The following is a 22,899-nucleotide window of genomic DNA, read 5'->3' as shown; positions in this document are numbered from 1 at the left end:
AGCAGCTCTTCGTCGTCGACCATGTCGCACTTGTTCAGGTAGACGATGATGTACGGAACGCCAACCTGACGCGCCAGCAGGATGTGCTCGCGGGTTTGCGGCATCGGGCCGTCAGCAGCGGAGCATACCAGGATCGCGCCGTCCATCTGGGCGGCGCCGGTGATCATGTTCTTCACATAGTCGGCGTGGCCCGGGCAGTCAACGTGCGCGTAGTGGCGGTTCTGGGTTTCGTATTCGACGTGAGCGGTGTTGATAGTGATGCCGCGCGCCTTCTCTTCCGGCGCTGCGTCGATCTCGTCGTATTTCTTTGCTTCGCCGCCGAACTTGGCCGACAGAACCGTTGCGATTGCCGCGGTCAGCGTGGTCTTGCCATGGTCGACGTGGCCGATGGTGCCCACATTCACGTGCGGTTTGGTCCGCTCAAATTTGCTTTTTGCCATCTTAGACTCCTAACGATTTGATGAGAATGTCCAGGCACTGGCCCGACTATCTTGCTGATGTGCGCATTGCCAAGGGCGCATCGCGCGATGCGATGCGCCCCGTACTGAATTTGGTGCCCTTTACGTGGATTGAACACGTGGCCTCTCCCTTACCAAGGGAGTGCTCTACCACTGAGCTAAAAGGGCAAAACCTTTGACTCCTGACGCCCTGAAGCAACGTCAACAGCCGAAAACTGGAGCGGGTGAAGGGAATCGAACCCTCGTCATAAGCTTGGAAGGCTTCAGCTCTACCATTGAGCTACACCCGCAAGGGTGACCAGACAGCCACTCACAACTAAATTACTATCACCTACCGCTACTCGCCTGTGGTGGAGGGGGCTGGATTCGAACCAGCGTACTCGTAAGAGGGCAGATTTACAGTCTGCTGCCATTAACCACTCGGCCACCCCTCCGCAGGGAACCCCGAACTATATTGGGAAACCCTCGGCCTGTCAACATCGAAGTGTTTTCTTGCTGCACTTCATGTCGAAGGAGCCGAATCATAGCACCAGCCGCACAGGAAATAAAAGTACGTTTTGCCTTGCGGATGCAAAAAGTTTCGTCCGTTCGATTCCCGGCGGCATCGGGGCCGGGATTGTGCTGAAAAAACCACGCCGGGCGTTGATAATGCCGCATCGTCCTTCCTGCAGGTTGTCATGTCCCGAATCCTGATTGTGTATGCCCATGCCGCGCCCAACGCCTCGCTCGTGAACCGGCGGATGATCGCCGCCGCCCGCGCGTTGCCGGAGGTGACCGTCAGCGAGCTGTATGAGCTGTACGCGGACTTCGTGATCGATGTCGACCATGAGCAGACCCTGCTGGCGCAGGCGGAACTGATCGTGCTGCAGCATCCGCTGCAATGGTATGGCATGCCATCGCTGCAGAAGGAATGGCTGGACCAGGTGCTGGAACACGGCTGGGCGCATGGCCGCAATGGCCGCGCGCTGGCGGGCAAGCACTTCCTGCTGGCGGTGACCACCGGCGGCAGCGCGCAGTCCTACAGCGAAGGCGGCGAGCACGGCTATCCCTTCCCGGCATTCCTGCCGCCCTACCGGCAAACCGCGGAACTGTGTGGCATGCGCTGGCTGCCGCCGCTGGTGCTGCATGGCGCCCGCCGGGCTAGCGAGGAGGCGGTGGCGGCGCATGTCGAGGCTTACCGCAATCTGCTGGCCGGCTTTCCCGCTTCCCTGGCGCAACGCACTGACACCGGCGCCCTGCGCTATTGAAGAGGACAAGCGATGGACCACAGCCTGTTGCAGAACGCCCTGATCTACCTGCTGGCCGCGGTCGTGGCGGTGCCCATCGCCAAGCGCCTGGGACTGGGCGCGGTGCTGGGCTACCTGCTGGCCGGCATCGCCATCGGCCCCTGGGGCCTGGGCCTGATCAGCGGCGTGGAAAACATTCTTCACTTCTCGGAATTCGGTGTAGTGCTGCTGCTGTTCCTGATCGGGCTGGAGCTGGAGCCGAAGCGGCTGTGGGCGATGCGCCGGCCAATCTTTGGCGGCGGCGGCGCGCAGGTGCTGTTGGTGGCGGCGGCGCTGGCCGGGGCCGCGCTGCTGTTCGGCATAGACTGGAAAGTGGCGCTGATCGCGGCGCTGGGCCTGTCGCTGTCGTCGACGGCGATCGCGCTGGCGACGCTGGAGGAGCGCAACCTGATGGCCACGCCGGCCGGCGCTGCCGGTTTTTCCATCCTGCTGTTCCAGGACATTGCGGCGATTCCGATGATTGCCATCGTCCCGATGCTGGGCGTGGCGTCAGGACAGGACAGCACCAGCTGGGTGGACGTGGCGCAGATCGTTGCAGTGATCGCGGCGCTGGTGCTCGGCGGGCGCTTCCTGATCCGGCCGGCGCTGCGCATGATCGCCGGGACCGGCATGCGCGAGATCTTCACCGCCTTTGCGCTGCTGCTGGTGATCGCGATCGCGATGCTGATGCAATGGGTCGGGCTGTCGATGGCGCTCGGCACCTTCCTTGCAGGCGTGCTGCTGGCCGATTCGGAATACCGGCATGCGCTGGAGTCGGACTTGGAGCCGTTCAAGGGCCTGCTGCTGGGGCTGTTCTTCACCGCGGTAGGCATGTCGGTGGATTTCGCCGTGTTCCTGGCCCAGCCGTGGCGCATCCTGAGCATGGTGGCACTGTTTCTCGCCATCAAGGGGCTGGTGCTGTACCTGCTGGCAATGAAGCTCGGCATTGCCCGCGGCCAGCGGGCGCTGTTTGCCTTCGTGCTGGCCCAGGGCGGCGAATTCGCGTTCGTGGTATTCGGCGCCGCCGCTACCGCGCGGGTCTTCAGCCAGGAGCAGGCGGCGGTGCTGGTGGTGACGGTCACGCTGTCGATGATGGCCACGCCGCTGTTGCTGCTCTGGCATGACAAGGTGATCGCGCCGCGCCACGCCGCCGGGAAGGAACGCCCGGACGACAAGCCGGAAGCCAAAGAGGACCATGTGATCATTGCCGGCTTCGGCCGCTTCGGGCAGATCGTCGGCCGCCTGCTGCATGCCAACGGCGTCTCGCTGACGGTGCTGGACCATGACCCGGACCAGATCGACCTGCTGCGCCGCTTCGGCTTCAAGGTGTTCTACGGCGACGCCACCCGCATCGACCTGCTGCATGCCGCCGGCGCCGCCGACGCGCGGGCGCTGGTGCTGGCGATCGACGACGTGGAGGACAGCCTGAAGCTGGTGGACGCGGCGCGCGAGGTGTTTCCCGACCTGCCCATCCTGGCCCGCGCCCGCAACGTCAGCCACTACTACGACCTGATGGACCGCGGCGTCACCGTGATCGAGCGCGAAACCTTCGAGAGCGCGCTGCTATTGGGCCGGCGCGTGATGCAGCATCTCGGCGCGAGCGCCTGGCAGGCGCGCCAGGCGACGATGAAATTCCGTGCCCATACGCTGAAGTCGCTGCTCGATGTCTATCCGTATTACCGCGACCAGAAGCAATACGTATCGATGGCGCGGCAGGCGCGCGACGAGCTCGAAGCCATGTTCGCCCGCGACGCCGCGGCGCGTGGCGAGAAGCGCCGCGGCGGCTGGGATGACTAGGAGCCTGAGCGGCAGAAGGGTCAGCTCGGCGCAGCCGCCTGCGGCTCGCGCATGCGCCAGGCCGCCAGCACCGCCAGCGCCGATACCACGGCGATGAACAGGAAGGTTTCGTCGAAGGCGCGCAGCGGGTGCGCGCTCTGGGCCGGATAGAGCGTCAGACGCCATTCCAGCACGATGCCCACCAGCGACACGCCGATGGCGCCGCCCAACTGGCGCAGGAAATTGATGGTGCTGGAACCCTGCGCGATCAGGTTGTAGTCGACGCCGCGCATCGCGCCCAGGCTGAGCGCCGGCAGCACCAGGCCCAGCCCGACGCGGCCGACGATGGCCCACAGCATCAGCACGACATAGCTGGTATCGGCCTGCACCATGGCCATCAGCGCGAACGACAGCGCAAGCAGCGATACGCCAACGGCGACCAGCACATGCGGCCGGTAGCGGTCCACCAGCCGGCCGCCGAGCCAGATCGTCACCGCCAGCACGCCGCCCGCCGGCAGCAGCACCAGGCCGGCCTGCGACGGCTGGTAATGCAGGCCGATCTGCATGTAGACCGGCAGCAGGTAAGTGGAGCCGAACAGGCCCATGCCGTAGATGAAGGCGACCAGCGCACCCATGGCGAATTGCGGATAACGGAACAGGGTCATGTTCATCAGCGGGTTGGCGGTGCGCAGCTGGTAGGCGACGAAGCCGGCCAGGCCGGCCACGCCGAGCGCCAGCAGCACCAGCGCGAGCGTGCCCTGCTGGCGCACTTCCACCAGGCCGTTCAGCAGGCAGATGATGGCCACGCCCGCCAGCAGCAGGCCGCGCCAGTCGAGCGGCTTGCCGTTGCCGCCGCTGCCGCCCAGCGGCAGGTAGCGGTTGGCCATGGCCAGCACGGTCAGGCAGAACGGCACCATGATGAAGAAGATCGAGCGCCAGCCGAAATGCTCCACCAGGAAGCCGCCGATGCTGGGCCCGATCGCCGGCGCCAGCACCACGCCGAAGCCGAACAGGCCCATCGCCCTGCCCTGCTCTTCCTTGGCGAAGGAGCGCAGGATCATGATGGCCGGTATCGGCTGCACCACGCCGCAGGCCAGGCCCTCGGCCACGCGCATGGCGATCAGCATGGCGTAGTTGACGGAGATGCCGCCAAAGATGCCGCCGGCCAGCAGCAGCAGCATCGCGCCGGCATAGGTGCGCAAGAGGCCGAAGCGCAGCAGCAGCCAGGGCGTGGTCAGCATGGACAGCGTCATGGCCAGCATGAAGCTGGTCGATACCCACTGGGCGCGTTCCTGGCCCAGCGTGAAATGGCGGCTCAGGTCGGGCACCGCGACATTGACGATGGTGGAGGACATGATCGCCGCCATCGAGCCGATCATCACGGTCACCAGGACCAGCCATTTATGTCGCTCGCCGTAGCGTGCCTGCAGTTGTTCCCGGGTCAGGGCCATGTGTCTCTGGTTTTATTGTTTGGCCGGGCAGTATACCCAGTTGCGTTGCGGCCCTGCTTGCGTCGGGCGCACGGCTCGCTTCAGAGGAAGCGGGCGACCAGGAAAATCACGGTGGAGAGCAGGATGGTGGAAGCGAAAGGCAGGAAGATTCTCTTGCCGAACAATGAAAAACTGACATCGCCCGGCAGGCGGCCCACGCCCAGCTTTTCCAGCCACGGCAGCAGCGCGGAAAAGACGATCAGGCCGATGAAGATGGTCAGGACCCAGCGGATCATGCGCGGCTTTCTGTGAGGTGGAACGTCGACGGCGAAAGCCCGATTGTACTCAAAGCCGGTGGCTGCGGTCGTTGCGCGCGAACTGCGGCGGCAATTCGACCCGGGTGCCCAGCGCAATCACCTTGAACAGCTCGCCCATTTCCGCCGGCGAGGTCAGCTTCTGCACCTCGTTGGAACGCGGCAGATAGCGCAGGCGGTCGCTGGCCGGGGTGCGCTGCAGGATGTCGGCGATGCCGGCGTCGATCAGGAAGGCGGCCTGGCTGGTATAGGTCAGCACGTCCAGGCCGCTGGCGACCGCGGTGTGCGCCACCGCGGTGAAGTCGACATGGGCGGTGATGTCCTGCAGGCCGGGCATGTAGAACGGATCGGGATGCGCATGATGGCGGTAGTGGCACATCAGCGTGCCTTCGGTGCGCTGCGGCAGATAGTATTCATGCGCCGGAAAGCCATAGTCGATCAGGAGGGCCGCGCCGCCATGGCCGGTGTAGTCGAAGCCGGCACGCAGCATCCCGGCCAGCGTGCGGACGAAGCCCAGCGCGATCGGATGCACCTCGGTCAGATAACCTTCCGGCAAGAGCTCCGCATGCGGAATCTGCGCCAGCAGCGACGCATCGCATGGCCGGTCGCGGTAGACGAAGCCCTTGGGCGACAGGCCGATGCCATGCTCGCGCCAGCCGTGCGCGGTCTTGGTGACCAGCTGCACCGGCATCGCGTCCAGCACCTCGTTGCCCAGCACGACGCCGGAAAACACCGCCGGAAACTGGTCCAGCCAGGTCACCTGCGGAAAGCCGCGCAGGGTTTCCTGCTGGCGGGCGCGCAGTTCGCCGGACAGCTCGACGATGGAATAGCGATGCACCGCCACGCCCATGGCCGACAGTTCATTGAGGATGTCGCGCGCGAGCTTGCCGGTGCCGGCGCCGAACTCCATGATCTGGGGCGTGGTCCCGGCGATCAGGTCGGCCACCACCTGGGCCAAGGTCTGGCCGAACAGGGGCGACATCTCGGGCGCGGTTGTAAAATCACCATCCCTGCCAAGCTTGGCCGCGCCGCCGCTGTAGTAACCGAGGCCGGGCGCATACAGCGCCAGCTCCATGAATCGGGAAAAGGGTATCCAGCCCGAGTTGTGGCGGATGTCGTTCGCGATGAGGTTTTGCAGCGCGCGCGTGGCCATCAGCGCGTCGAGACCAGGATCAGGCAGTTGCAGTTGCATAGACGGTATTGTAGTCAAATAGGCTTGGAGGTTGTACATGAATCTACGCGGCGCCGGAAGGCTTGCACGCAGACATCAGACCACGAATGCCCGGAAAGTTGCACTCGTGACCGGCGCCGGCAAGCGCCTGGGCCGCGCCATTGCGCTGGCCATGGCCGACCAGGGCTGGGACATCGTGGTGCACTACCGGCATTCGGAGGATGATGCCGACCTGACGGTGCTGGACATCGAGAGCCGCGGCCGGCGCGCGCTGGCGCTGCAGTGCGACCTGTCCGACGAGGCCGCGGTGCGCGCGCTGCTGCCGCGCGCGGCCGGCTTCGGCAGGGTGTCCTGCGTGGTGAACAATGCCGCCCTGTTCGAAGAGGACGGCGCGGATGATTTTTCGACGGCGCGGCTGGATGCCCACATGCATGCCAACCTGGCTGCGCCGGTATTGCTGGCGCAGGCGCTCCATGCGATCACGCCGGAGGACGAGCAGGCCGTGGTGATCAACCTGCTGGACCAGAAGCTGCACAACCTGAACCCCGATTTCCTGTCCTATACCCTGTCCAAGGCGGCGCTGGAAACCGCCACCACCATGCTGGCACAGGCGCTGGCGCCCAGGGTGCGGGTGGTGGGCGTGGCGCCCGGCATCACGCTGCAGTCGGGCGACCAGACGCCGGAAGCCTTCGCCAAGGCCCACAAGGTCACGCCGCTGGGCCGCTCCAGCCTGCCGGAAGATGTGGCCGCCGCGGTCTGCTACCTGGCACAGGCCGGCGCGGTGACGGGCACGACGCTGCTGGTCGACGGCGGCCAGCACCTGGTGCCGCTGCCGCGCGACGTGATGTTCCTTGCCACCTGAACGTGGCCCTTTTCATAACCTGTAGAGAAACCCATGCTGCCTACCCTGTCTTACCCCGAACTGTCCGACTGCCGCCGCCTGTTCCTGCGCAACTATGAAGTGCAGATCAATATCGGCGTGCATGAATTTGAAAAGAAGGGCGAGCAGCGGGTGCTGATCAACGTCGACCTTTTCATTCCGCTGGCGCTGTCGACGCCGCAGGCCGACCAGCTCGATGAAGTGGTCGACTACGATTTCATGCGCGACACCATCGCCCGCCGCATGGCCGAAGGCCATATCCATCTGCAGGAAACCCTGTGCGACGACGTCGCGCGCGCGATGCTGGCCCATCCCAAGGTGCGCGCGGTCAGGGTGTCGACCGAGAAGCCGGACGTGTATCCGGACTGCGAATCGGTGGGGGTTGAGGTGTTCCAGGTCAAGCGGGGATAACCCGGCTTCCCCATCCGTCAGCTTGACGCGATCAGCCTGAATCTCAGATCGCACTGCGATGGCATTTGATCGACGCCACCGCTGCCAACCGGCGCTCATACCAAACCCAATCCATGACGTCCCGGATGAAACCGATGGATTTTTTCGTCTGGCAGTACGGGCGAGGAGTCAATAGCCCAGCTATTGACGACGATCCCAACGCAGCCAGGCGGGAAAAGACGCGGTTTCATGGGACGTTATGGGTTGGGTTTGGTATTACTTCAGTCCGCCTGCTTTTTGCGGCCGGGTCAGCGAGCGCGCTCCGCATAGCGGCCTGGCCGGCATTCATCGACTTACTGATTTACCACCCCGGCTGCGAACCTCATCCGCAAAATGGTTTACGCAAGTAATCCATAGTGCAGCTTTTGAGGTGGAAATGATTGGGGCAGGATTTGGTTGTTACGGTCGGACGTCCCGGCAGCCTGAAAACAGGGCCTCCAGTCAGGAACGCGCAAGCTCTTCTCCTGCAACGGAAACGCATGACAAGCAGCCTGGCGTTTCCCGTTCAGCAAATGCCATCGCTCCACCTGCCAGCCGGCGGGCTTGGCAATACCTTGGGGACGTCACTGCGGTCGGCCATGATCTATCGTCCTCTTTGGAAAAACTCCGAACCGATGCCTACCTGCTCACTCTTCCGACCGGTGCACAGCTACGTCTGATCAACCGTCGCGTACAGCCGGATGGCACCGTATCGCCAGCGCCAAATGATCCTGTTCTAACCCGAATGGCCGATTTACTGGATGAATGCAACGCGCTGATAAACACGTATAACGACTCCAAACCACGACCCCGGTTCAATAAAGATAAAACGGAAGCAGCGATAAGGAAGAAATTGCGGGCCATGGACAAGGCACTGAAAACCGCCATTGAAAACCCGGGAAGCAGCCGGATTGGTGCATTTCAGGCGCTGCGCAATAGCTTGCATGAAACCACAACGCTGCGTGGATTGAGGACCGATTGGCGTCACTGGGAAATGCTTGGCGTTTCTCCCGCAGAATTCGAGTATGCCGCCATCCATGAGAATCACCTCGGCACATGGCGGGAGCAGGGATTTTCAATCAAGGAAGCGCTGTCTTTCAAAAATGCCGGCTATGACCCTGAAGAGGTGCTTCACCTGAAACGCACCGGCATTACCGGTCCCATGGCGAAACAACTCATACAGCGCGGATATAGCAGGGAATTTTTTGAAGAGACTCTCAGTCAACCAGCAAACCTGGTTGAAGCAGGTTTTTTTCTTCAGGACCATCATGACGCCTGGGCAGAAAACCGGGGACGGGAATTTGGCAGCGGGGGATGCAATACGGTCACCGCCAGGTTCTTCATCGACCAGGGGCGACACCCGGATCGTGCAGACAGCGCGAAAGCGGAAAAGATATTCAAGCCCGAAAGATTTATTGCCGCGCCAGCGCGGCGCGACGGCGATCGCGTAGTCACGCCTCTGGAACTGCAGGCCGGCGAACTGATTGCAGGGGATGGTAACGATTCTGGCCTGCCCACTTTGCAGGCGGGCAGGCTGACAACAAAGGAAACCCTGGCAAATCCACGGATCATTGGCCGTAATCTGGCTTCCTATCGCTTGGCAAAGGCATTCGGGACAGACGTGATCGTCGAATCGGAACTCGCGATATCGGTCGTGCCTGTTGCAGGCCCGGAGAGGGCTGAGTACCAGGCCAGAACAGGACGGCCGGCACCTGACTTCGTCTTCATGCCGGGCGTCATGATGGAAGAGGCGAAAGAAACCTATCGCCAAGCCACGAATACGACGCCGGTCAAGCCAGATGCCAGTTCCATAGCCGGGGCCGAGCTTTACCGAAACCTGACATGGCTTCAGTTGGTCGACCTGGTTAGCGGCCAGATCGACCGGCATGTGGGCAATATCAGGCTCAGCGCCGATGGAAAGGTCAAGGGAATCGACAACGATCAGTGCTGGCCTCCCAAGGTCACCGAATCAAAACACTTCGGGATTTACTTTGAGGGCTGGACATGGCGCCTGACGGATGGAAAGACAGCCTTTCCACGCATCGTCGACGAAGAAATGGTCGGCAGATTATGCGGCTTCACAGAAGCTGAACTGCTCGCATGGAAAGCGAAAAAACTTTCAAATGATGCAATTGCCGCTGCCAGACGACGCGCAAAGGAAACGCTGGTGCAGGCAGTCAGAGGCTGTATCACGAGAGCCGAAGTGAAAGCCGGGCGACGTCGGCTGGATGCGCTTCAAGCCTATCTGCTGGGAACTTCGGTCAAGGTCATTGCCGACTGGAGGAGGGACTATGCGGCCGCAGCCAAGGCATGAACCCTCGGCCCCGCAATGGATGACATGATCGGCACACTGTTCAATGCCCGGGTCGGCCTGTCGCGCATCCGGAAAAATCAAGGCGCTATCGCGCTGGACCAATGCGGCATGGCAGCCCTGGAAATCGACCCCGGCCCGATACTGCAGCCTCGGACCTGCTGACCTGGCGCCGGTTTCCCGAACCGGCCTGATCCTTCATCCCCGGCCGGGTGGGAACAGGGAACCGACATCTCAGATCAGCTTCACCACGCTGCCGCCCTGCGCCGGCGTCTCCTCCGGGTCGAACAGCCGGTCGCCTTCCACCGGGGCGCCTTCCTTCAGCGCGAAGGCATTGAAGTCGAACAGGTCGCGGTCCAGCATGTGGGACGGCGTCACATTGCCCATCGCGGTGAACATGCTCTTGACCCACAGCGGGTTCTTCGCTTCCCACTGCTTCGTCATTTCCTTCATCGCCTGGCGCTGCAGGTTGGGCTGCGAGCCGCACAGGTTGCAGGGGATGATGGGAAACTGCATCGCCGCCGCGTACTTCTTGATGTCGGACTCCTTGCAGTAGGCCAGCGGGCGGATCACGATGTTCTCGCCGTCGTCGGCGCGCAGCTTGGGCGGCATGGTCTTGATGGTGCCGCCGTAGAACAGGTTGAGCATGAAGGTGTGCAGAATGTCGTCGCGGTGATGGCCGAGCGCGATCTTGGTGGCGCCGATCTCCTTGGCGGTGCGGTACAGGATGCCGCGCCGCAGCCGCGAGCACAGCGAGCAGGTGGTCTTGCCGGGCGCGATCTTGTCCTTGACGATGCTGTAGGTGTCTTCCTCGACGATCCTGTATGGCACGCCGATGCCGTCGAGATAGCGCGGCAGCACGTCTTCCGGGAAGCCGGGCTGCTTCTGGTCGAGGTTGACGGCGAACAGCTCGAAGCGGATCGGGGCGACGCGCTGCAGATAGCGCAGGGTTTCCAGCATGGTGTAGCTGTCGGCGCCGCCGGACAGGCAGACCATCACCCGGTCGCCTTCCTCGATCATGCCGAAGTCGATCACGGCCTTGCCGGTCAGGCGGCGCAGATTCTTTTCCAGGATCTCGAAGCGCCGCGAACCGGTGTGCATCACTTCCTGGGCGGAGGTTTGCTCTTCGGTGTCGGCAGCGATGTCGATGTCAGGCTCGTTGACCGGGTTCACAGCGGTATTCATACGTGATCTCTTTGTTAAGGCATGGGTGGCGAAGCGCGCATGTATGCGCCTGCCTGGACTTGCTGATTGCGGGGGATCCGCGCCGGGCGGCGCCGGGGCTGGATGCTGACGAAGGCGGTATTTTCTCACACCGGGGCGATGCCGGCTTGGGGGTGCAGGTGCCGTTGCCGTTGCCGTTGCCGTTGCCGTTGCCGTTGCCGTTGCCGTTGCCGTTGCCGTTGCCGTTGCCGTTGCTTTTGAAGTGGCCGTTCAACTCCCCGTTGAGCGCGCCGTGACGGCGATGCCTGAAGCGGATAAGGTGCGGCGTCTGTTTGAGCGCAGCGCAGCGTAGCGAGTTTAGCCGCGCCCCGCTTCAGGCGTCGACGGCACGGGGACCCCGCGTCAGCGGGGCGCGATCATCGGGTCGCCTTTTTTTGCCTACTTTTTTTGGCGAAGCAAAAAAAGTAGGTCGCCCGCCGGGGCGAACACCCGGCCTGGTCATGACGATAGTGCAGTCGGCTTGGGTCACCAGGGGTAAGGCGTCACTGCGAAGCAGCAGTTGCAGTTGACGTTGTCGTTGGCTTTTCAACCGAAAACACGTCAACTTCAACACCGACAATGCTGCCCGGGCGTTGCCGGGTGACGCAACACGGCTGCACTGCCGTGGAGACAAGCCGGGAGTCCGTCCCGGCGGCCGGGTCACTTTTTTTGCTTCGCCAAAAAAAGTAACCAAAAAAAGGCGACCCGGTGATCGCGCCCCGCTGCGCGGGGTTCCCGTGGCAGCGGTACCCGGAGCGGGGCGCGGCTAAACTCGCTCCACTTCGTTGCGCTCAGACAGACGCCGCACCTTTTCCCGCTCCGGGCACCGCTGACACGGCGCGCTCAACGGGATTTCACGGCCACTTCAAAAGCAACGGCAACGGCAACGGCAACCGCAACCGCAACTGCAAGGCAACTGCAACTGCAACTGCAACGGCGCGGCACCCTTCCCGCGATGCCACCCACGATTGCAGGCAGCAGCCATACCCTGCTCCACAAGCGCATTGACCAATGTCTGTTCCATCCCCGCCAGAACAAGCCCATTCGCATGGAAGCCATGCACAATGACACGCCACAGCGGAGAACCCGAATGACTTTTCTAATCCTGACCCGGCAAGGCTATGACGACCTGATGGCGCAGGGGGCGACGCCGGAGGCGATCTGGATCAATCCGGATGTGCTGTCGGATGACGAGATCGAACAGCTTCGCCAGCGGGGCGTGGCACTGGCGGTGCTGCCGGAGCGGGTTGATCCGCATGCGCCGGCAGAGCGCGAGGCGGCGGCGCTGCGGCTGGCCGACGATGGGCCGCTGTGGATCGAATACGCCAGGCCGGAAGCTGCCGGCGCACTTGCCGACACGTCGCCGGAGGCGCCCTCCTCGCGGCTGCCGCGCGCACTGCAGCAGGCGCAGGAAAGCGCGGCCCGGCTGGCGCGCCTGGCGAGCCGGCGCCTCAAGCGTTTCGCCGCTTCCGATGGCGCGGCCATCGTGATTCCCTATATCGGCTACGGCACGACCGAACGCCTGCTGCTGCGCGGCCGGGTGCTGAAGGACGAGGGCTTCGTCACGCCCGAACCCGGGCACAGCGGCTGGCGCAACCTGACCGAGCTTTACAAGCGGCTGGGCTCGGACGAGGTGCCCGGCGCACGGCTGCGCGCCCGTTTCCAGGGTACGGAACTGGAGATCGTGACGGACGATAACGGCTACTTCCAGGCGGAGCTGATCCTGCCGCAGCCGGTGGCCGCCGGCTGGCAGCAGGTGGAACTGGCGTTGCTGGACCCGCCGCCGGCCGCCAGCCATGCAACGGCAAGCGCCGAAGTGCTTGTGCCGCTGGCCAGCGCGAAGTTCGGCATCATCAGCGACATCGACGACACGGTGTTATGGAGCAATGTGACCAACAAGATCCGCATGCTGAAGATGCTGGCCATCTCCAATGTCCATACCAGGAAGCCGTTCAAGGGCGTGGCCGCGTTCTACCGGGCGCTGCATGCGGGCGCGGACGGCAATGAAGCCAATCCGCTGTTCTATGTATCGAGCAGTCCGTGGCACCTGTACACGCCGCTGGTCGACTTCCTTCGCTCCCAGAACCTGCCGCTCGGTCCGCTGATGCTGAAGGAACTGGGCGTGAAGAGCCTGTTCGGCGCCGGCCGGCACCAGGAACACAAGCTGGCCAACATCGAGCGCATCTTCGGCACCTATCCCCATCTGCCCTTCGTGCTGATCGGCGACAGCGGACAGGAGGATCCGGAAATCTACCGTGAACTGGTGCTGCGCCATCCGCAGCGCATCAAGGCGATCTATATCCGCAATGTGAATCCCGACCCGGAACGCATCGAGGCGATCGACCGGCTGGCCGGGGAAGTCAGGGCCAGCGGCGCGCAGCTGGTGCTGGTGCCTGACAGCGAATACGCCGCCACCCATGCCGCCGGCGAAGGGCTGATTGCCGCCGGCGCGGCGGCCGAGGTGCGGGCCGACAAGCGCGGCGACGAGTCTGCCACGGCCGCCACAACCGCAACACCGGGCGCCTGATCAGTCCGGGCGCACACGCTCCGGATGGCTGTACACCAGTTGCCTGTCCTGGCGCACGAAGCCCGCCAGCGTCAGGCCGCTCTCCCGGGCCAGGCGCACCGCCATCGCGGTGGGCGCGGATACCGCCGCCAGCAGCCGGATGCCGGCGCATGCGGCCTTCTGCGCCATTTCGACGCTGGCGCGGCTGGTCACGATGGCAAAGCCTTCCCGCGCATCCATGCCGGCCTGCGCGATGGCGCCGACCAGCTTGTCCAGCGCATTGTGGCGACCCACATCCTCGCGCGTGAATAGCAGTTCGCCATCCCAGCCCGCCCAGCCGGCGGCATGCGCCGCACCTGTGGCCTGGTGCAGCGCCTGGCACTCCGCCAGCGCCCGCATCGCCGCATGGATGGCCGATGCCCGCGCGACGCCGCCCGCGGCCACCGGCGCGACCGGCCGCAGCACCTGGTCCAGGCTCTCCGTGCCGCACAGGCCACAGCCGGTGCGGCCTGCCAGCGTGCGCCGGCGCAGCTTCAATGCATGCATGGCGGCGCCGGCAATGGTCATGCGCAGTTCGATGCCCTGCTCGCCCGCCACCACGTCCAGGTCATGGAGTTCGGCACGGCTGCCCAGGATTGCTTCGGACAGGGAAAAGCCGAGCGCGAAGTCTTCCAGGTCGGTGGGCGAGGCCAGCAGCACCGCATGCGAAATGCCGTTGTAGACCAGCGCCACCGGCACTTCCTCCACCACGATGTCGATGGCCTGCGCCGCCATGCCATGCCGCCATGCGCCCACTTCGCATGTGGAAGCCGGCATCGCCAGCGCCTGCATGTCGGCGGCGGCATTCATGGCGCCTCCATGCGGGTGAGCCGGATCGAGATCGCCTTGGCCGCCGGCACCATGCTTTCCTCGGCATGGTGCCAGAGCGGGATCAGCGGATTGCATTCGGGGAAATAGCCGGCGGCGCAGCCCTTGGGTATGTCGTAGGGCGTGACCCTCAGGCCGGACACGCTGCGCGCCACGCCATCGCCGGCATGGGTGGCGGCGGTCACGCGGTCGCCTTCGGCCAAACCCAGCCGCGCCATGTCGGCCTGGTTCAGCAGCACCACCATGCGGGTGCCGTAGACGCCGCGGAAGCGGTCGTCATGGTGGTACACCGTGGTATTGAACTGGCCGTCCGAACGCAGCGTGAACAGGCGCAGCACATCGGCCGGCTCGGCCATGTCGGGGTTTTCATTCAGGGCCTCGGGCACGACGAAGTTGGCCTTGCCGGTCTTGGTATTCCATTCGCGCTTCCTGGCCGCGATCGGCCGCGCAAAGCCGCCCGGCTGCCACATGCGCTCATTGAAGTCATGGAAGATCTCGGGATAGGTTTCGGCGATCGCATCGCGTATCAGGCTGTAGTCGCCGACCCACTTTTCCCAGTCCAGCTTCGGGTTGGGCGGCAGCAGCGCGCGGGCGATGCCGGCCACGATCGCCGGCTCGGAAAGCAGGGTGTCGGCCGCCGGCTCGGCAACGCCGCGCGAGCCGTGCATGTGGCCGGTGCTGTCCTCGATCGACACCGCCTGCTCGCCGCCGGCCTGGCGGTCGATCTCGATGCGGCCGAGGCAGGGCAGGATGTAGGCTACCTCGCCATGCAGCACATGGCTGCGGTTGAGCTTGGTGGCGATCTGCACCGACAGCCGCAGCCGGCGCCAGGCAGTTTCGAGCAAGGCCGTTTCCGGCGCGGCGCGCACGAAGTTGCCGCCCAGGCTGATGAAGGCCTTCACTTCGCCGGACAGGATGCCCTCGCAGGCTTCCACCGTGGCCAGGCCCTTTTCGCGCGGCGCCCTGAAGCCGTACTGCTCTTCCAGCTTGTCCAGCGGCGCCAGTTCCGGCTTTTCGGTGATGCCCACGGTGCGCTGGCCCTGCACATTCGAATGGCCGCGCACCGGGCAGATGCCGGCGCCCGGCTTGCCGATGTTGCCCTTCAACAGCAGCAGGTTGCATAGCATCTGCACGTTCTGCACGCCCTTTGTGTGCTGGGTCAGGCCCATGCCATAGACGCCGATCACGGCGCGCGCATTGGCATAGGCGCCGGCCGCCATCTCCAGCGCATGGCGGGCAAGGCCGGATTCGCGCTCGATGTCTTCCCAGCGCCAGCCGCGCACCGCCTCCAGGAACCCGGCATGGCCATGGGTGTGCTGCGCCAGGAAGCGCTCGTCCAGCACGCGCGCCCTGCCCGCCTGCTGCGCCGCATCGTCCCATTCGACCAGGAATTTGCACAGGCCCATCAGCGCGGCGCTGTCGCCGCCGGCCTTGAGCTGGTGGTACTGGGTGCTGATGCCGGTCTCGTCGGCGGTCAGCATCTGGGCCGGGTCCTGCGGATTGGTGAAGCTGACCAGGCCGCGCTCGCGCAGGGGATTGAAGGTGATCACCGGCACGCCGCGCTTGCGTGCCTCCTGCAGCTGGTGCAGCATGCGCGGGCTGTTGGTGCCGACGTTCTGGCCGAAGAAGAAGACGCAATCGGTCTTTTCGAAGTCGTCGAGCGCCACGGTGCCGATCGGCACGCCGATGGTCTCGGGCAGCGCCACCGAGGTGCTTTCATGGCACATGTTGGAACTGTCGGGCAGGTTGTTGCAGCCATACATGCGGGCCAGCAGCTGGTACATGTAGGACGTTTCCAGCGACGCCCGGCCGGAGGTATAGAACACGGCCGACTGCGGCGCCAGCTTCTTCAGTTCGGCGCCGATCTCGTCGAAGGCCTGCTGCCACGGCACTTCCAGGTATTTGTCGGTTGCCGCATCCCAGCGCATCGGCGCGGTCAGCCGGCCCTCCTCTTCCAGCGCATGGTCGCTCCAGCCTTCCAGTTCGGTGGCGGTGTGGCGCAGGAAAAAGTCGGGCGCCACCCGCTTGCTGGTGATTTCCCAGGCGGTGGCCTGGGCGCCGTTGGAGCAGAACTCGAATGGATGCGGATGCGCCGGCTTGGCCCAGGCGCAGCTGGTGCAGGCGAAGCCGCCGGGCTTGTTCTGGTGCAGCAGGATGCGGCTGCCGTTGAGTGCAGCGCCTTCCTTGAGCAGCATGGAGGTCACGGCCTTGACCGAACCCCATCCGCCGGCAGGCTGATAGGCGGGCTTGAAATGTTCATCCTTGCTCATGGGCGGTGGCCTCCTTTGGGAGCAGCAGCGGCGCGCAATTGGCGCAATCCGTTGTTGACCTGCATCCATCGACAAGATTCAAGCCGGGCCCGGCTATTTGCGCCGGGTTTGCGCATTCCGTCATGTCGCCCCGACTTCACCGCGCCGGCGCCACAGCCGGTTCATCAGCGGCTTGACGCTGGTGCCATGGAACAGGATGGACAGCGTGATCACCACCAGCGTCAGCTGTATCAGCTCATGCGCCAGTTCGGCGGGCAGGCCATGCTGGATCGCATAGCTCAGGTAATAGATGGAGCCGATGCCGCGCACGCCAAACCAGGCCGACATGCCGCGTATGCGGGTCGATGTGCCGGTGCCGATCAGGCCAATGAAGACGCTCAGTGGCCGCGCCACCAGGAACAGGAACAGCGCGAAGCCGACCGTGATCCAGCTCCAGTACTGGCTGACCATCATGCCGCCCAGCAGCAGCACCAGCATCAGTTCCGACAGCCGCTCAAGGTGCTCCTTGAATACCAGCGCTTCCACGCTGACGATGTGCGGCGGCTGGGGCTGTCCGTCGCCTCTCGGCGCCGAGCCGGCGGCCGCCGCATTCCCGCCTTCCAGCTGCTCCTTCCTGACGCCGGCCGAGCCGGCCAGCTTCAGTTCGCCGTGGCGCAGCGCCACGCCGGCAAAGAAGACGGCCAGGAAACCCCAGGTGCTGAGGTAGACCGACAGGCCATACACCACGGCGATCAGGCCCAGGCCGACCAGGTCGTCCAGCACGTCATGCTTCTGCTCCATGCCGCGCAGCCGCCAGCCGACCTGCGCAATCAGGAGACCGCCCACGGTGCCGATGGCGATCGCGCCCAGCGTGGCCCAGAGCACGTCGACGGCGATCCAGCGCAGGCCATAGTCGCCCAGCTCATGCAGGCCCAGCAGGCCCAGCCCCAGCATCACGAACGGGAATGCGGTGCCGTCGTTCATGCCGGCTTCGCAGGTCAGCGTGAAGCGCAGCGCATCCTTGTCTCCCGGATGGCGGGTCTGCACATCGGTGGCGAGCACCGGGTCGGTCGGCGCCAGCACCCCGCCGAGCAGGATGCCGGCGCCCAGCGGCAAGCCGAGAAACAGGTAGGCGCAGGCGGCGATCAGACCGACCGTGATGGTCATCGACACCCAGGCCAGCCGCACCGGCGCGCGCCAGCGCAGCCACTTCACCGGCACCGGCATTTTCACGCCGGCGGAAAACAGCGAGATCAGCACCGCAATCTCCGTGACCAGCTCCAGCACGGCCGACTGCTTGATCGGATCGAAATAGAACAGGCCCAGCACGGTGGGGCCGAGCACGATGCCGACGGCCAGATAGATGATCGCCGACGTGAACGGCAGGCGCTGTAGCGCGGTCGAGGTCAGGCCGCGCGTGAGCATCAGGATGCCTACCAGGAAAAACCATAGTGCATTGGTCATAGGCATGCTTGTGTCATGTTCAAAACAATGTGACAGGCGGTAGCTTGCGTGGTTGCATTACCGGCAGGCAAACGATCAAGGAAAGCCGCGCTTATTTCTGACGAGATTGATCATGCGCATGCTGCCAGGTCAGAATGGCGCCCGGTTTTCCGGCGCGCAGCAATGGCGTTGCCGGGCGGCTTGATGTCAGTCAAGGAAAATCGCGCGAGGGGCGGCGATGCTGCATGCGTTGCCGGCACTTCGCACCGGCGAGGTAAAGGCCCGATGGAAACCATGGAACACAGGCCACGCGCCGCGGCCGGCGCTGCGCCGTCCGCAGCATGGCATGCCAGCCCGGCCGGCGAGGTGCTGCGGCAGACCGGAAGCCAGCGCGAGGGACTGGCGCCGGAGGAAGCGCAGCGCCGCCTTGAGCAGCATGGTCCCAACACCCTGCCGGCGGCGCCCGGGCGCGGGCCGATGCTGCGCTTTCTGCTGCAGTTTCACAATGTGCTGATCTATGCGCTGCTGGCCTCGGCCGCCACTACCGCCTGGCTCGGCCACTGGGTCGATACGTCGGTCATCCTGGGCGTGGTGCTGATCAATGCGCTGATCGGCTTCGTGCAGGAGGGCCGGGCCGAGCGGGCGCTGGATGCGATCCGCGACATGCTTTCGCCGCATGCGCAGGTCATGCGTGGCGGCCAGCGCCTGGAGGTGCCGGCGCAATCGCTGGTGACGGGCGATATGGTGTTTCTGGCTTCGGGCGACAAGGTGCCGGCCGACCTGCGGCTGATCGACATCCGCAACCTGCAGGTGGATGAATCGGTGCTGACCGGCGAATCGATGCCGGTGCAGAAGCAGGTGGCGCCGACCAGCGCCGACGCCGAACTGGGCGACCGCCATTGCATGGCCTATTCCGGCACGCTGGTCACCTGTGGCCAGGGCGCCGGCGTGGTGGTGGCGACCGGCGCCGCCACCGAGATCGGCCGCATCAGCGCCATGCTGGAACAGGTATCGACGCTGTCGACGCCGCTGCTCAGGAAGCTTGCCCATTTCAGCCGCTGGCTGACCGCGGCCATCCTGCTCGGCGCCGGCATGGTGCTGCTGTTTGGCGTGCTGCTGCGGGGCTATGCGCCGCGCGAGATGTTCCTGGCGGCGGTCGGCCTGGCGGTGGCGGCGATACCGGAAGGCCTGCCGGCCATCATGACGATTGCCCTTGCCATCGGCGTGCAGCGCATGGCCCGCCGGCGCGCCATCGTGCGCCGGCTGCCGGCGGTGGAAGCGCTGGGCTCGGTCACCGTGATCTGCACCGACAAGACCGGCACCCTGACCAGGAATGAAATGACGGTGCAGTCGGTGCTGACAGCGGGTGCGCACCTGACCGTCTCCGGCGCCGGCTATGCGCCGCACGGCGGCTTTGCGCTGGACGGGCGCGAAGCCAGCGCCACGGCGCATCCCGAACTGTCCGACATCGCACGCGTTGCGATCCTGTGCAACGACGCCAGCCTGGCCAGCTGCAATGGCGCGTGGCAGCTGGCGGGCGACCCGACCGAAGGCGCGCTCCTCACGCTGGCAATGAAGGCCGGGCTGGATGCCGCCGATGAAAGGCATGGCCTGCCGCGCACCGACGCCATTCCATTCGAGTCGCAGCACAGCTTCATGGCCACGCTGCATCACGACCATGAAGGGCATGGCTATGTGTTCCTGAAAGGGGCGCCGGAACGGGTGCTGGCGCTGTGCCCGCTGCAACGCCGCGGCCTGCGGGACGAGCCGCTCGACGCTGCGGCCTGGTCGGCGCGCATGGAGCGGCTGGCGGCATCGGGCATGCGGCTGCTGGCGCTGGCGATGCGGCGCGAACCCGACCATCGCACCGAACTCGACTTCGCCGACGTCGGCGCCGGCGGCTTCACGCTGCTGGCGGTGGTGGCCATGGCCGACCCGCCGCGCGAGGAAGCGGTGCGGGCAGTGGCGGCCTGCCGCGCCGCCGGCATCCGCGTCATCATGATCACCGGCGACCATGCCGCCACCGCCAGCGCCATCGGCGAACAGCTGGCGCTGGCCGGCCGGATCCGCACCCTCAATGGCGCCGGCATCGACGCGCTGGACGATGCGCAGCTGCGCCAGGCGGTGCTGCAGACCGACGTCTTTGCCCGCGCCAGCCCGGAACACAAGCTGCGGCTGGTGGAAGCGCTGCAAGCCGGCGGCGCCGTAGTGGCCATGACCGGCGACGGCGTCAACGATGCGCCGGCCTTGAAGCGCGCCGACGTCGGCGTGGCCATGGGCTGCAAGGGCACCGAAGCGGCCAAGGAAGCGGCCGAGATCGTGCTGGCCGACGACAACTTCGCTTCCATCGTGGCGGCGGTGGAGGAAGGCCGCACCGCCTACGACAACATCCGCAAGGCGATTGCCTTCACCCTGCCGACCAATGGCGGCGAAGCCGGCATGCTGATCGTGGCGATCCTGCTCGGCATCACGTTGCCGGTGACGGCGGTCCAGATCCTATGGATCAACATGGTCACCGAAGTCACGCTGTCACTGGCGCTGGTATTCGAGCAGGCCGAGGGCGACATCATGCGGCGGCCGCCGCGCAGCCCGGCGGAACCGCTGCTCTCGCGCTGGCTGGCCTGGCGCATCGTGCTCGTCAGCGCCCTGCTGGTGGCCGGCAGCATGGGCCTGTACCTGTGGGAACTGGAACATGGCGCCACCCTGGAGACGGCCCGCACCGCTGCCATCAACACCCTGGTGGTCGGGGAAATCGCCTATCTGTTCAACTGCCGCCACCTGGGCGCTTCGGTCCTTGGCTGGCGCGGCCTGACCGGCAACCGCTATGTCCTGCTGGCGGTGGCGGCGCTGGCGGTGCTGCAGGCGCTGATGACCTACCTGCCGGCGATGCAGGCGGCATTCGGCACGGCGCCGCTGCAGGCCGGCGCCTGGGGCCGCATCCTGCTGTTCGGCGTGGCGCTGATGCTGGTCGTGGAAGCGGAAAAATGGCTGCTGCGCCGCACCGGCATGGCGGCAAGCTGAACCCGGCCGAACCCGGCGCTCGCGCCGTTATGGCTGACGGGCCTGTCTTGCCTGATGCGGCTGATCGCCGTGGTGATGCGCATGGCCTTCGTGCGCGTCGGCGCCATGGTCGGACAGCTGGGCGTCGAACCAGCGATGCAGCACCGGCACCAGCGCGGGATTGGAGGTGGCATAGCGGATCTGGGCGCCATCGCGCAGTTCGCGGTAATGAACGGTGATCTCGTCGGGCCTGGCCTGCTTCAGTTCGGCCAGCCCGGGCATGGCCTCGCCGTGTATCCGCGCCGGCGCGGAAAAGTCGCCGGCCTGAAAACGCCCGGCGATCTCGCGCAGATGGCTGCGCACCAGGCGCAGCTGTTCCTTGTCCTTCGGATTCCTGACCAGCACCTGCTGCAGTCCGCCATTGCGGTTCTTGGTAAAGACATGGCTGGTGGCCGCCAGTTCAAACGGCATGACCTGTGCGCCGCGGGCGGCGATTTCCGCCTGGCGCGCCGGCGGCGCCGGCTCGGCCAGGGCGGTTTGCGCGGCGAAGCCGGCGCACAGGAAAAGAAACAGTGCGGTGAAAGAGGTGATCTGCATGGTCGAGAATGGAAAATGGGTCCTGACAGGAAAAATGCCTGGCGCCGGCCTCCAATGTGGCGGGCCGGCGCCGGGTCAGTTAACGTTGAAGCGTTGCGCCGGCGCCGGATCAAGCCGCGACAGGGTCTGGAAATCGTCGACCCAGCCCTGCAGCGCCTGCGTGAAATTCTCCTTTTGCGCCGCCGTGGTCATGTTGATGATGCCGGCCACCATGCGCATCTGGGCAGCACGGTATTTTTCGAAATACGCCTGGTATTCCGGATGGCCGTAATGGTCCATGGTGCCGGACACGTATTGCCGTATCATGGCCGCCGCCGCCTCGCGGGTCGGCTTTTCGGCCTCGATGCGCTGCAGCATCCGGATCATTTCCGCCTGCCGCTGCATGCGGTCCGCCAGCACCAGTTCATCGTTGAGCGGCCGGGCGTCGGACAGTACGCGGATCTGGCGCTCCTGTTCACCGGAAAAATTGCCAAACCAGTGTTCCGCCTGCTTCATGGTGCGCTTGAAGCGCTGGCGCTGGCGGTCCGCCAGGTCGCCGCGCAGATGCTCCTTGCGGAAGGTTTCATTGCTGCTGTCGAATTTTTCCTGGATACGGACGATCTGTTCAGGGCGCAATGCCAACGCCAGGTCCGCCAGCGATGGCGCGGCGCGGTCGGTGATCGTCAGCACGCGACGGCGCATGTCCTCGTAGTCACGCGCCAGTTCCGCCTCGGTCACCGGCCTGGCGATCCGTTTCTGCGCCTGGGTCAGCAACCCGATGTAGTCGGGAAGCTGGGTGCGCCGATGCCAGGCGAACAGATTGCCGATTTCCTTTTTTACCCAGGGTTTTTGATCGGCATCGAAACCGACATAGCTATTGAGCCAAAAATAGGAAATGGTTTCCCCATTGTTATAACCCAACCTCGCCATGTTGCAGGAAGACAATAATGCGACAAGAAACAATAGCGCCGCCCGTCGCAGCCAGGCCGGATGCCCCCCCATGCTAAAATTTTGCGTCATT

19 protein-coding genes and 3 tRNA genes are annotated in these 22,899 nt (G+C 64.9%); 9 read left to right on the top strand and 13 right to left on the bottom strand.

Annotation, left to right across the window (positions count from 1 at the left end; translation table 11 throughout):
* From IGW04_RS21330 to IGW04_RS21315, 4 genes are all read right to left on the bottom strand, one after another.
* The coding region (locus IGW04_RS21330) for a GTP-binding protein (protein WP_194715115.1) at positions 1 to 440 on the bottom strand (440 nt) is incomplete at its 3' end.
* 111 nt (positions 441 to 551) lie between these two features.
* Positions 552 to 626: transfer RNA gene (locus IGW04_RS21325), tRNA-Thr, on the bottom strand.
* A gap of 48 nt (positions 627 to 674) precedes the next feature.
* Positions 675 to 748: transfer RNA gene (locus IGW04_RS21320), tRNA-Gly, on the bottom strand.
* 58 nt (positions 749 to 806) lie between these two features.
* Positions 807 to 892: transfer RNA gene (locus tag IGW04_RS21315), tRNA-Tyr, on the bottom strand.
* A 243-nt stretch (positions 893 to 1,135) separates the two neighbouring features.
* On the opposite strand from IGW04_RS21315, the gene kefF reads away from it, so the two are divergent.
* A complete protein-coding gene (gene kefF / locus IGW04_RS21310) occupies positions 1,136 to 1,705 on the top strand; it encodes a glutathione-regulated potassium-efflux system oxidoreductase KefF (RefSeq protein ID WP_194715114.1) in 570 nt (189 codons plus the stop codon).
* A 12-nt stretch (positions 1,706 to 1,717) separates the two neighbouring features.
* Complete coding sequence (gene kefC, locus IGW04_RS21305) at positions 1,718 to 3,520, top strand: glutathione-regulated potassium-efflux system protein KefC (RefSeq protein WP_194715113.1); 1,803 nt, start codon at positions 1,718 to 1,720, stop codon at positions 3,518 to 3,520.
* Positions 3,521 to 3,540: 20 nt separating this feature from the next.
* Here kefC and IGW04_RS21300 read toward each other — a convergent pair whose 3' ends face one another.
* The 3 genes from IGW04_RS21300 to IGW04_RS21290 all read right to left on the bottom strand — a co-directional run bounded on the left by IGW04_RS21300 (position 3,541) and on the right by IGW04_RS21290 (position 6,435).
* Entirely contained in the window at positions 3,541 to 4,950 is a 1,410-nt protein-coding gene (locus tag IGW04_RS21300; protein ID WP_194715112.1) for a DHA2 family efflux MFS transporter permease subunit, read from the bottom strand.
* 80 nt (positions 4,951 to 5,030) lie between these two features.
* Positions 5,031 to 5,225 (bottom strand): DUF2905 domain-containing protein, encoded by a 195-nt coding sequence (locus IGW04_RS21295; RefSeq protein ID WP_194715111.1) that lies wholly within the window; start codon positions 5,223 to 5,225, stop codon positions 5,031 to 5,033.
* Positions 5,226 to 5,274: 49 nt separating this feature from the next.
* Positions 5,275 to 6,435 carry a class I SAM-dependent methyltransferase gene (locus tag IGW04_RS21290; RefSeq protein ID WP_194715110.1) on the bottom strand — a complete coding sequence of 387 codons (1,161 nt, stop codon included), beginning with the start codon at positions 6,433 to 6,435 and terminating at the stop codon, positions 5,275 to 5,277.
* A 37-nt stretch (positions 6,436 to 6,472) separates the two neighbouring features.
* Here IGW04_RS21290 and IGW04_RS21285 point away from each other — a divergent pair, with 37 nt between their 5' ends.
* The 5 genes from IGW04_RS21285 to IGW04_RS21265 all read left to right on the top strand — a co-directional run bounded on the left by IGW04_RS21285 (position 6,473) and on the right by IGW04_RS21265 (position 10,199).
* Complete coding sequence (locus tag IGW04_RS21285) at positions 6,473 to 7,276, top strand: SDR family oxidoreductase (RefSeq protein WP_194715109.1); 804 nt, start codon at positions 6,473 to 6,475, stop codon at positions 7,274 to 7,276.
* A gap of 33 nt (positions 7,277 to 7,309) precedes the next feature.
* Positions 7,310 to 7,705 (top strand): dihydroneopterin aldolase, encoded by a 396-nt coding sequence (locus IGW04_RS21280; RefSeq protein WP_194715108.1) that lies wholly within the window; start codon positions 7,310 to 7,312, stop codon positions 7,703 to 7,705.
* 125 nt (positions 7,706 to 7,830) lie between these two features.
* Complete coding sequence (locus tag IGW04_RS21275) at positions 7,831 to 8,094, top strand: hypothetical protein (protein WP_194715107.1); 264 nt, start codon at positions 7,831 to 7,833, stop codon at positions 8,092 to 8,094.
* Between the two features lie 26 nt (positions 8,095 to 8,120).
* The gene (locus IGW04_RS21270; RefSeq protein ID WP_194715106.1) at positions 8,121 to 10,037 is read left to right on the top strand and encodes a hypothetical protein; all 1,917 of its coding nucleotides are present in this window, start codon (positions 8,121 to 8,123) and stop codon (positions 10,035 to 10,037) included.
* A gap of 15 nt (positions 10,038 to 10,052) precedes the next feature.
* Positions 10,053 to 10,199 carry a hypothetical protein gene (locus IGW04_RS21265; protein WP_194715105.1) on the top strand — a complete coding sequence of 49 codons (147 nt, stop codon included), beginning with the start codon at positions 10,053 to 10,055 and terminating at the stop codon, positions 10,197 to 10,199.
* A gap of 69 nt (positions 10,200 to 10,268) precedes the next feature.
* Here IGW04_RS21265 and ttcA read toward each other — a convergent pair whose 3' ends face one another.
* The gene (gene ttcA, locus IGW04_RS21260; protein ID WP_194715104.1) at positions 10,269 to 11,219 is read right to left on the bottom strand and encodes a tRNA 2-thiocytidine(32) synthetase TtcA; all 951 of its coding nucleotides are present in this window, start codon (positions 11,217 to 11,219) and stop codon (positions 10,269 to 10,271) included.
* 1,108 nt (positions 11,220 to 12,327) lie between these two features.
* Here ttcA and IGW04_RS21255 point away from each other — a divergent pair.
* Positions 12,328 to 13,764, top strand: coding sequence for an App1 family protein (locus tag IGW04_RS21255; protein WP_194715103.1), 1,437 nt, complete (start codon positions 12,328 to 12,330; stop codon positions 13,762 to 13,764).
* On the opposite strand, the gene fdhD is transcribed toward IGW04_RS21255, so the two are convergent.
* The 3 genes from fdhD to IGW04_RS21240 form a co-directional block, all read right to left on the bottom strand.
* Entirely contained in the window at positions 13,765 to 14,592 is an 828-nt protein-coding gene (gene fdhD, locus IGW04_RS21250) for a formate dehydrogenase accessory sulfurtransferase FdhD (protein WP_194715102.1), read from the bottom strand.
* Positions 14,589 to 16,880 carry an FdhF/YdeP family oxidoreductase gene (locus tag IGW04_RS21245; RefSeq protein WP_194715101.1) on the bottom strand — a complete coding sequence of 764 codons (2,292 nt, stop codon included), beginning with the start codon at positions 16,878 to 16,880 and terminating at the stop codon, positions 14,589 to 14,591. The genes fdhD and IGW04_RS21245 overlap by 4 nt, the downstream gene beginning before the upstream one ends.
* A gap of 120 nt (positions 16,881 to 17,000) precedes the next feature.
* The gene (locus IGW04_RS21240) at positions 17,001 to 18,329 is read right to left on the bottom strand and encodes a cation:proton antiporter (protein WP_228527295.1); all 1,329 of its coding nucleotides are present in this window, start codon (positions 18,327 to 18,329) and stop codon (positions 17,001 to 17,003) included.
* A gap of 267 nt (positions 18,330 to 18,596) precedes the next feature.
* Between IGW04_RS21240 and IGW04_RS21235 the strand changes: the two genes are divergently transcribed.
* Complete coding sequence (locus tag IGW04_RS21235) at positions 18,597 to 21,323, top strand: cation-transporting P-type ATPase (protein ID WP_194715100.1); 2,727 nt, start codon at positions 18,597 to 18,599, stop codon at positions 21,321 to 21,323.
* Positions 21,324 to 21,350: 27 nt separating this feature from the next.
* On the opposite strand, the gene IGW04_RS21230 is transcribed toward IGW04_RS21235, so the two are convergent.
* Both IGW04_RS21230 and IGW04_RS21225 read right to left on the bottom strand, forming a co-directional pair.
* Positions 21,351 to 21,899, bottom strand: coding sequence for an aspartate carbamoyltransferase (locus tag IGW04_RS21230; protein ID WP_228527294.1), 549 nt, complete (start codon positions 21,897 to 21,899; stop codon positions 21,351 to 21,353).
* A 75-nt stretch (positions 21,900 to 21,974) separates the two neighbouring features.
* Positions 21,975 to 22,898: a DUF6279 family lipoprotein gene (locus tag IGW04_RS21225; protein ID WP_228527293.1), complete on the bottom strand. Its 924-nt coding sequence runs from the start codon at positions 22,896 to 22,898 to the stop codon at positions 21,975 to 21,977.
* Position 22,899 lies beyond the last annotated feature (1 nt).

The sequence above is a fragment of the Noviherbaspirillum soli genome (genome assembly GCF_015352955.1).
Classification (GTDB): domain Bacteria; phylum Pseudomonadota; class Gammaproteobacteria; order Burkholderiales; family Burkholderiaceae_D; genus Noviherbaspirillum_A; species Noviherbaspirillum_A soli.
This window is presented reverse-complemented; position numbering and strand designations above follow the sequence as displayed.

What these genes read in the sequence shown, in the direction of transcription:
- kefF (WP_194715114.1), top strand. Translation starts at nt 1,136, where the DNA reads ATGTCCCGAATCCTGATTGTGTATGCCCATGCCGCGCCCAACGCCTCG.
- kefC (WP_194715113.1), top strand. Translation starts at nt 1,718, where the DNA reads ATGGACCACAGCCTGTTGCAGAACGCCCTGATCTACCTGCTGGCCGCG.
- IGW04_RS21300 (WP_194715112.1), bottom strand. Translation starts at nt 4,950, where the DNA reads ATGGCCCTGACCCGGGAACAACTGCAGGCACGCTACGGCGAGCGACAT.
- IGW04_RS21295 (WP_194715111.1), bottom strand. Translation starts at nt 5,225, where the DNA reads ATGATCCGCTGGGTCCTGACCATCTTCATCGGCCTGATCGTCTTTTCC.
- IGW04_RS21290 (WP_194715110.1), bottom strand. Translation starts at nt 6,435, where the DNA reads ATGCAACTGCAACTGCCTGATCCTGGTCTCGACGCGCTGATGGCCACG.
- IGW04_RS21285 (WP_194715109.1), top strand. Translation starts at nt 6,473, where the DNA reads ATGAATCTACGCGGCGCCGGAAGGCTTGCACGCAGACATCAGACCACG.
- IGW04_RS21280 (WP_194715108.1), top strand. Translation starts at nt 7,310, where the DNA reads ATGCTGCCTACCCTGTCTTACCCCGAACTGTCCGACTGCCGCCGCCTG.
- IGW04_RS21275 (WP_194715107.1), top strand. Translation starts at nt 7,831, where the DNA reads ATGAAACCGATGGATTTTTTCGTCTGGCAGTACGGGCGAGGAGTCAAT.
- IGW04_RS21270 (WP_194715106.1), top strand. Translation starts at nt 8,121, where the DNA reads ATGATTGGGGCAGGATTTGGTTGTTACGGTCGGACGTCCCGGCAGCCT.
- IGW04_RS21265 (WP_194715105.1), top strand. Translation starts at nt 10,053, where the DNA reads ATGGATGACATGATCGGCACACTGTTCAATGCCCGGGTCGGCCTGTCG.
- ttcA (WP_194715104.1), bottom strand. Translation starts at nt 11,219, where the DNA reads ATGAATACCGCTGTGAACCCGGTCAACGAGCCTGACATCGACATCGCT.
- IGW04_RS21255 (WP_194715103.1), top strand. Translation starts at nt 12,328, where the DNA reads ATGACTTTTCTAATCCTGACCCGGCAAGGCTATGACGACCTGATGGCG.
- fdhD (WP_194715102.1), bottom strand. Translation starts at nt 14,592, where the DNA reads ATGAATGCCGCCGCCGACATGCAGGCGCTGGCGATGCCGGCTTCCACA.
- IGW04_RS21245 (WP_194715101.1), bottom strand. Translation starts at nt 16,880, where the DNA reads ATGAGCAAGGATGAACATTTCAAGCCCGCCTATCAGCCTGCCGGCGGA.
- IGW04_RS21240 (WP_228527295.1), bottom strand. Translation starts at nt 18,329, where the DNA reads ATGCCTATGACCAATGCACTATGGTTTTTCCTGGTAGGCATCCTGATG.
- IGW04_RS21235 (WP_194715100.1), top strand. Translation starts at nt 18,597, where the DNA reads ATGGAACACAGGCCACGCGCCGCGGCCGGCGCTGCGCCGTCCGCAGCA.
- IGW04_RS21230 (WP_228527294.1), bottom strand. Translation starts at nt 21,899, where the DNA reads ATGCAGATCACCTCTTTCACCGCACTGTTTCTTTTCCTGTGCGCCGGC.
- IGW04_RS21225 (WP_228527293.1), bottom strand. Translation starts at nt 22,898, where the DNA reads ATGACGCAAAATTTTAGCATGGGGGGGCATCCGGCCTGGCTGCGACGG.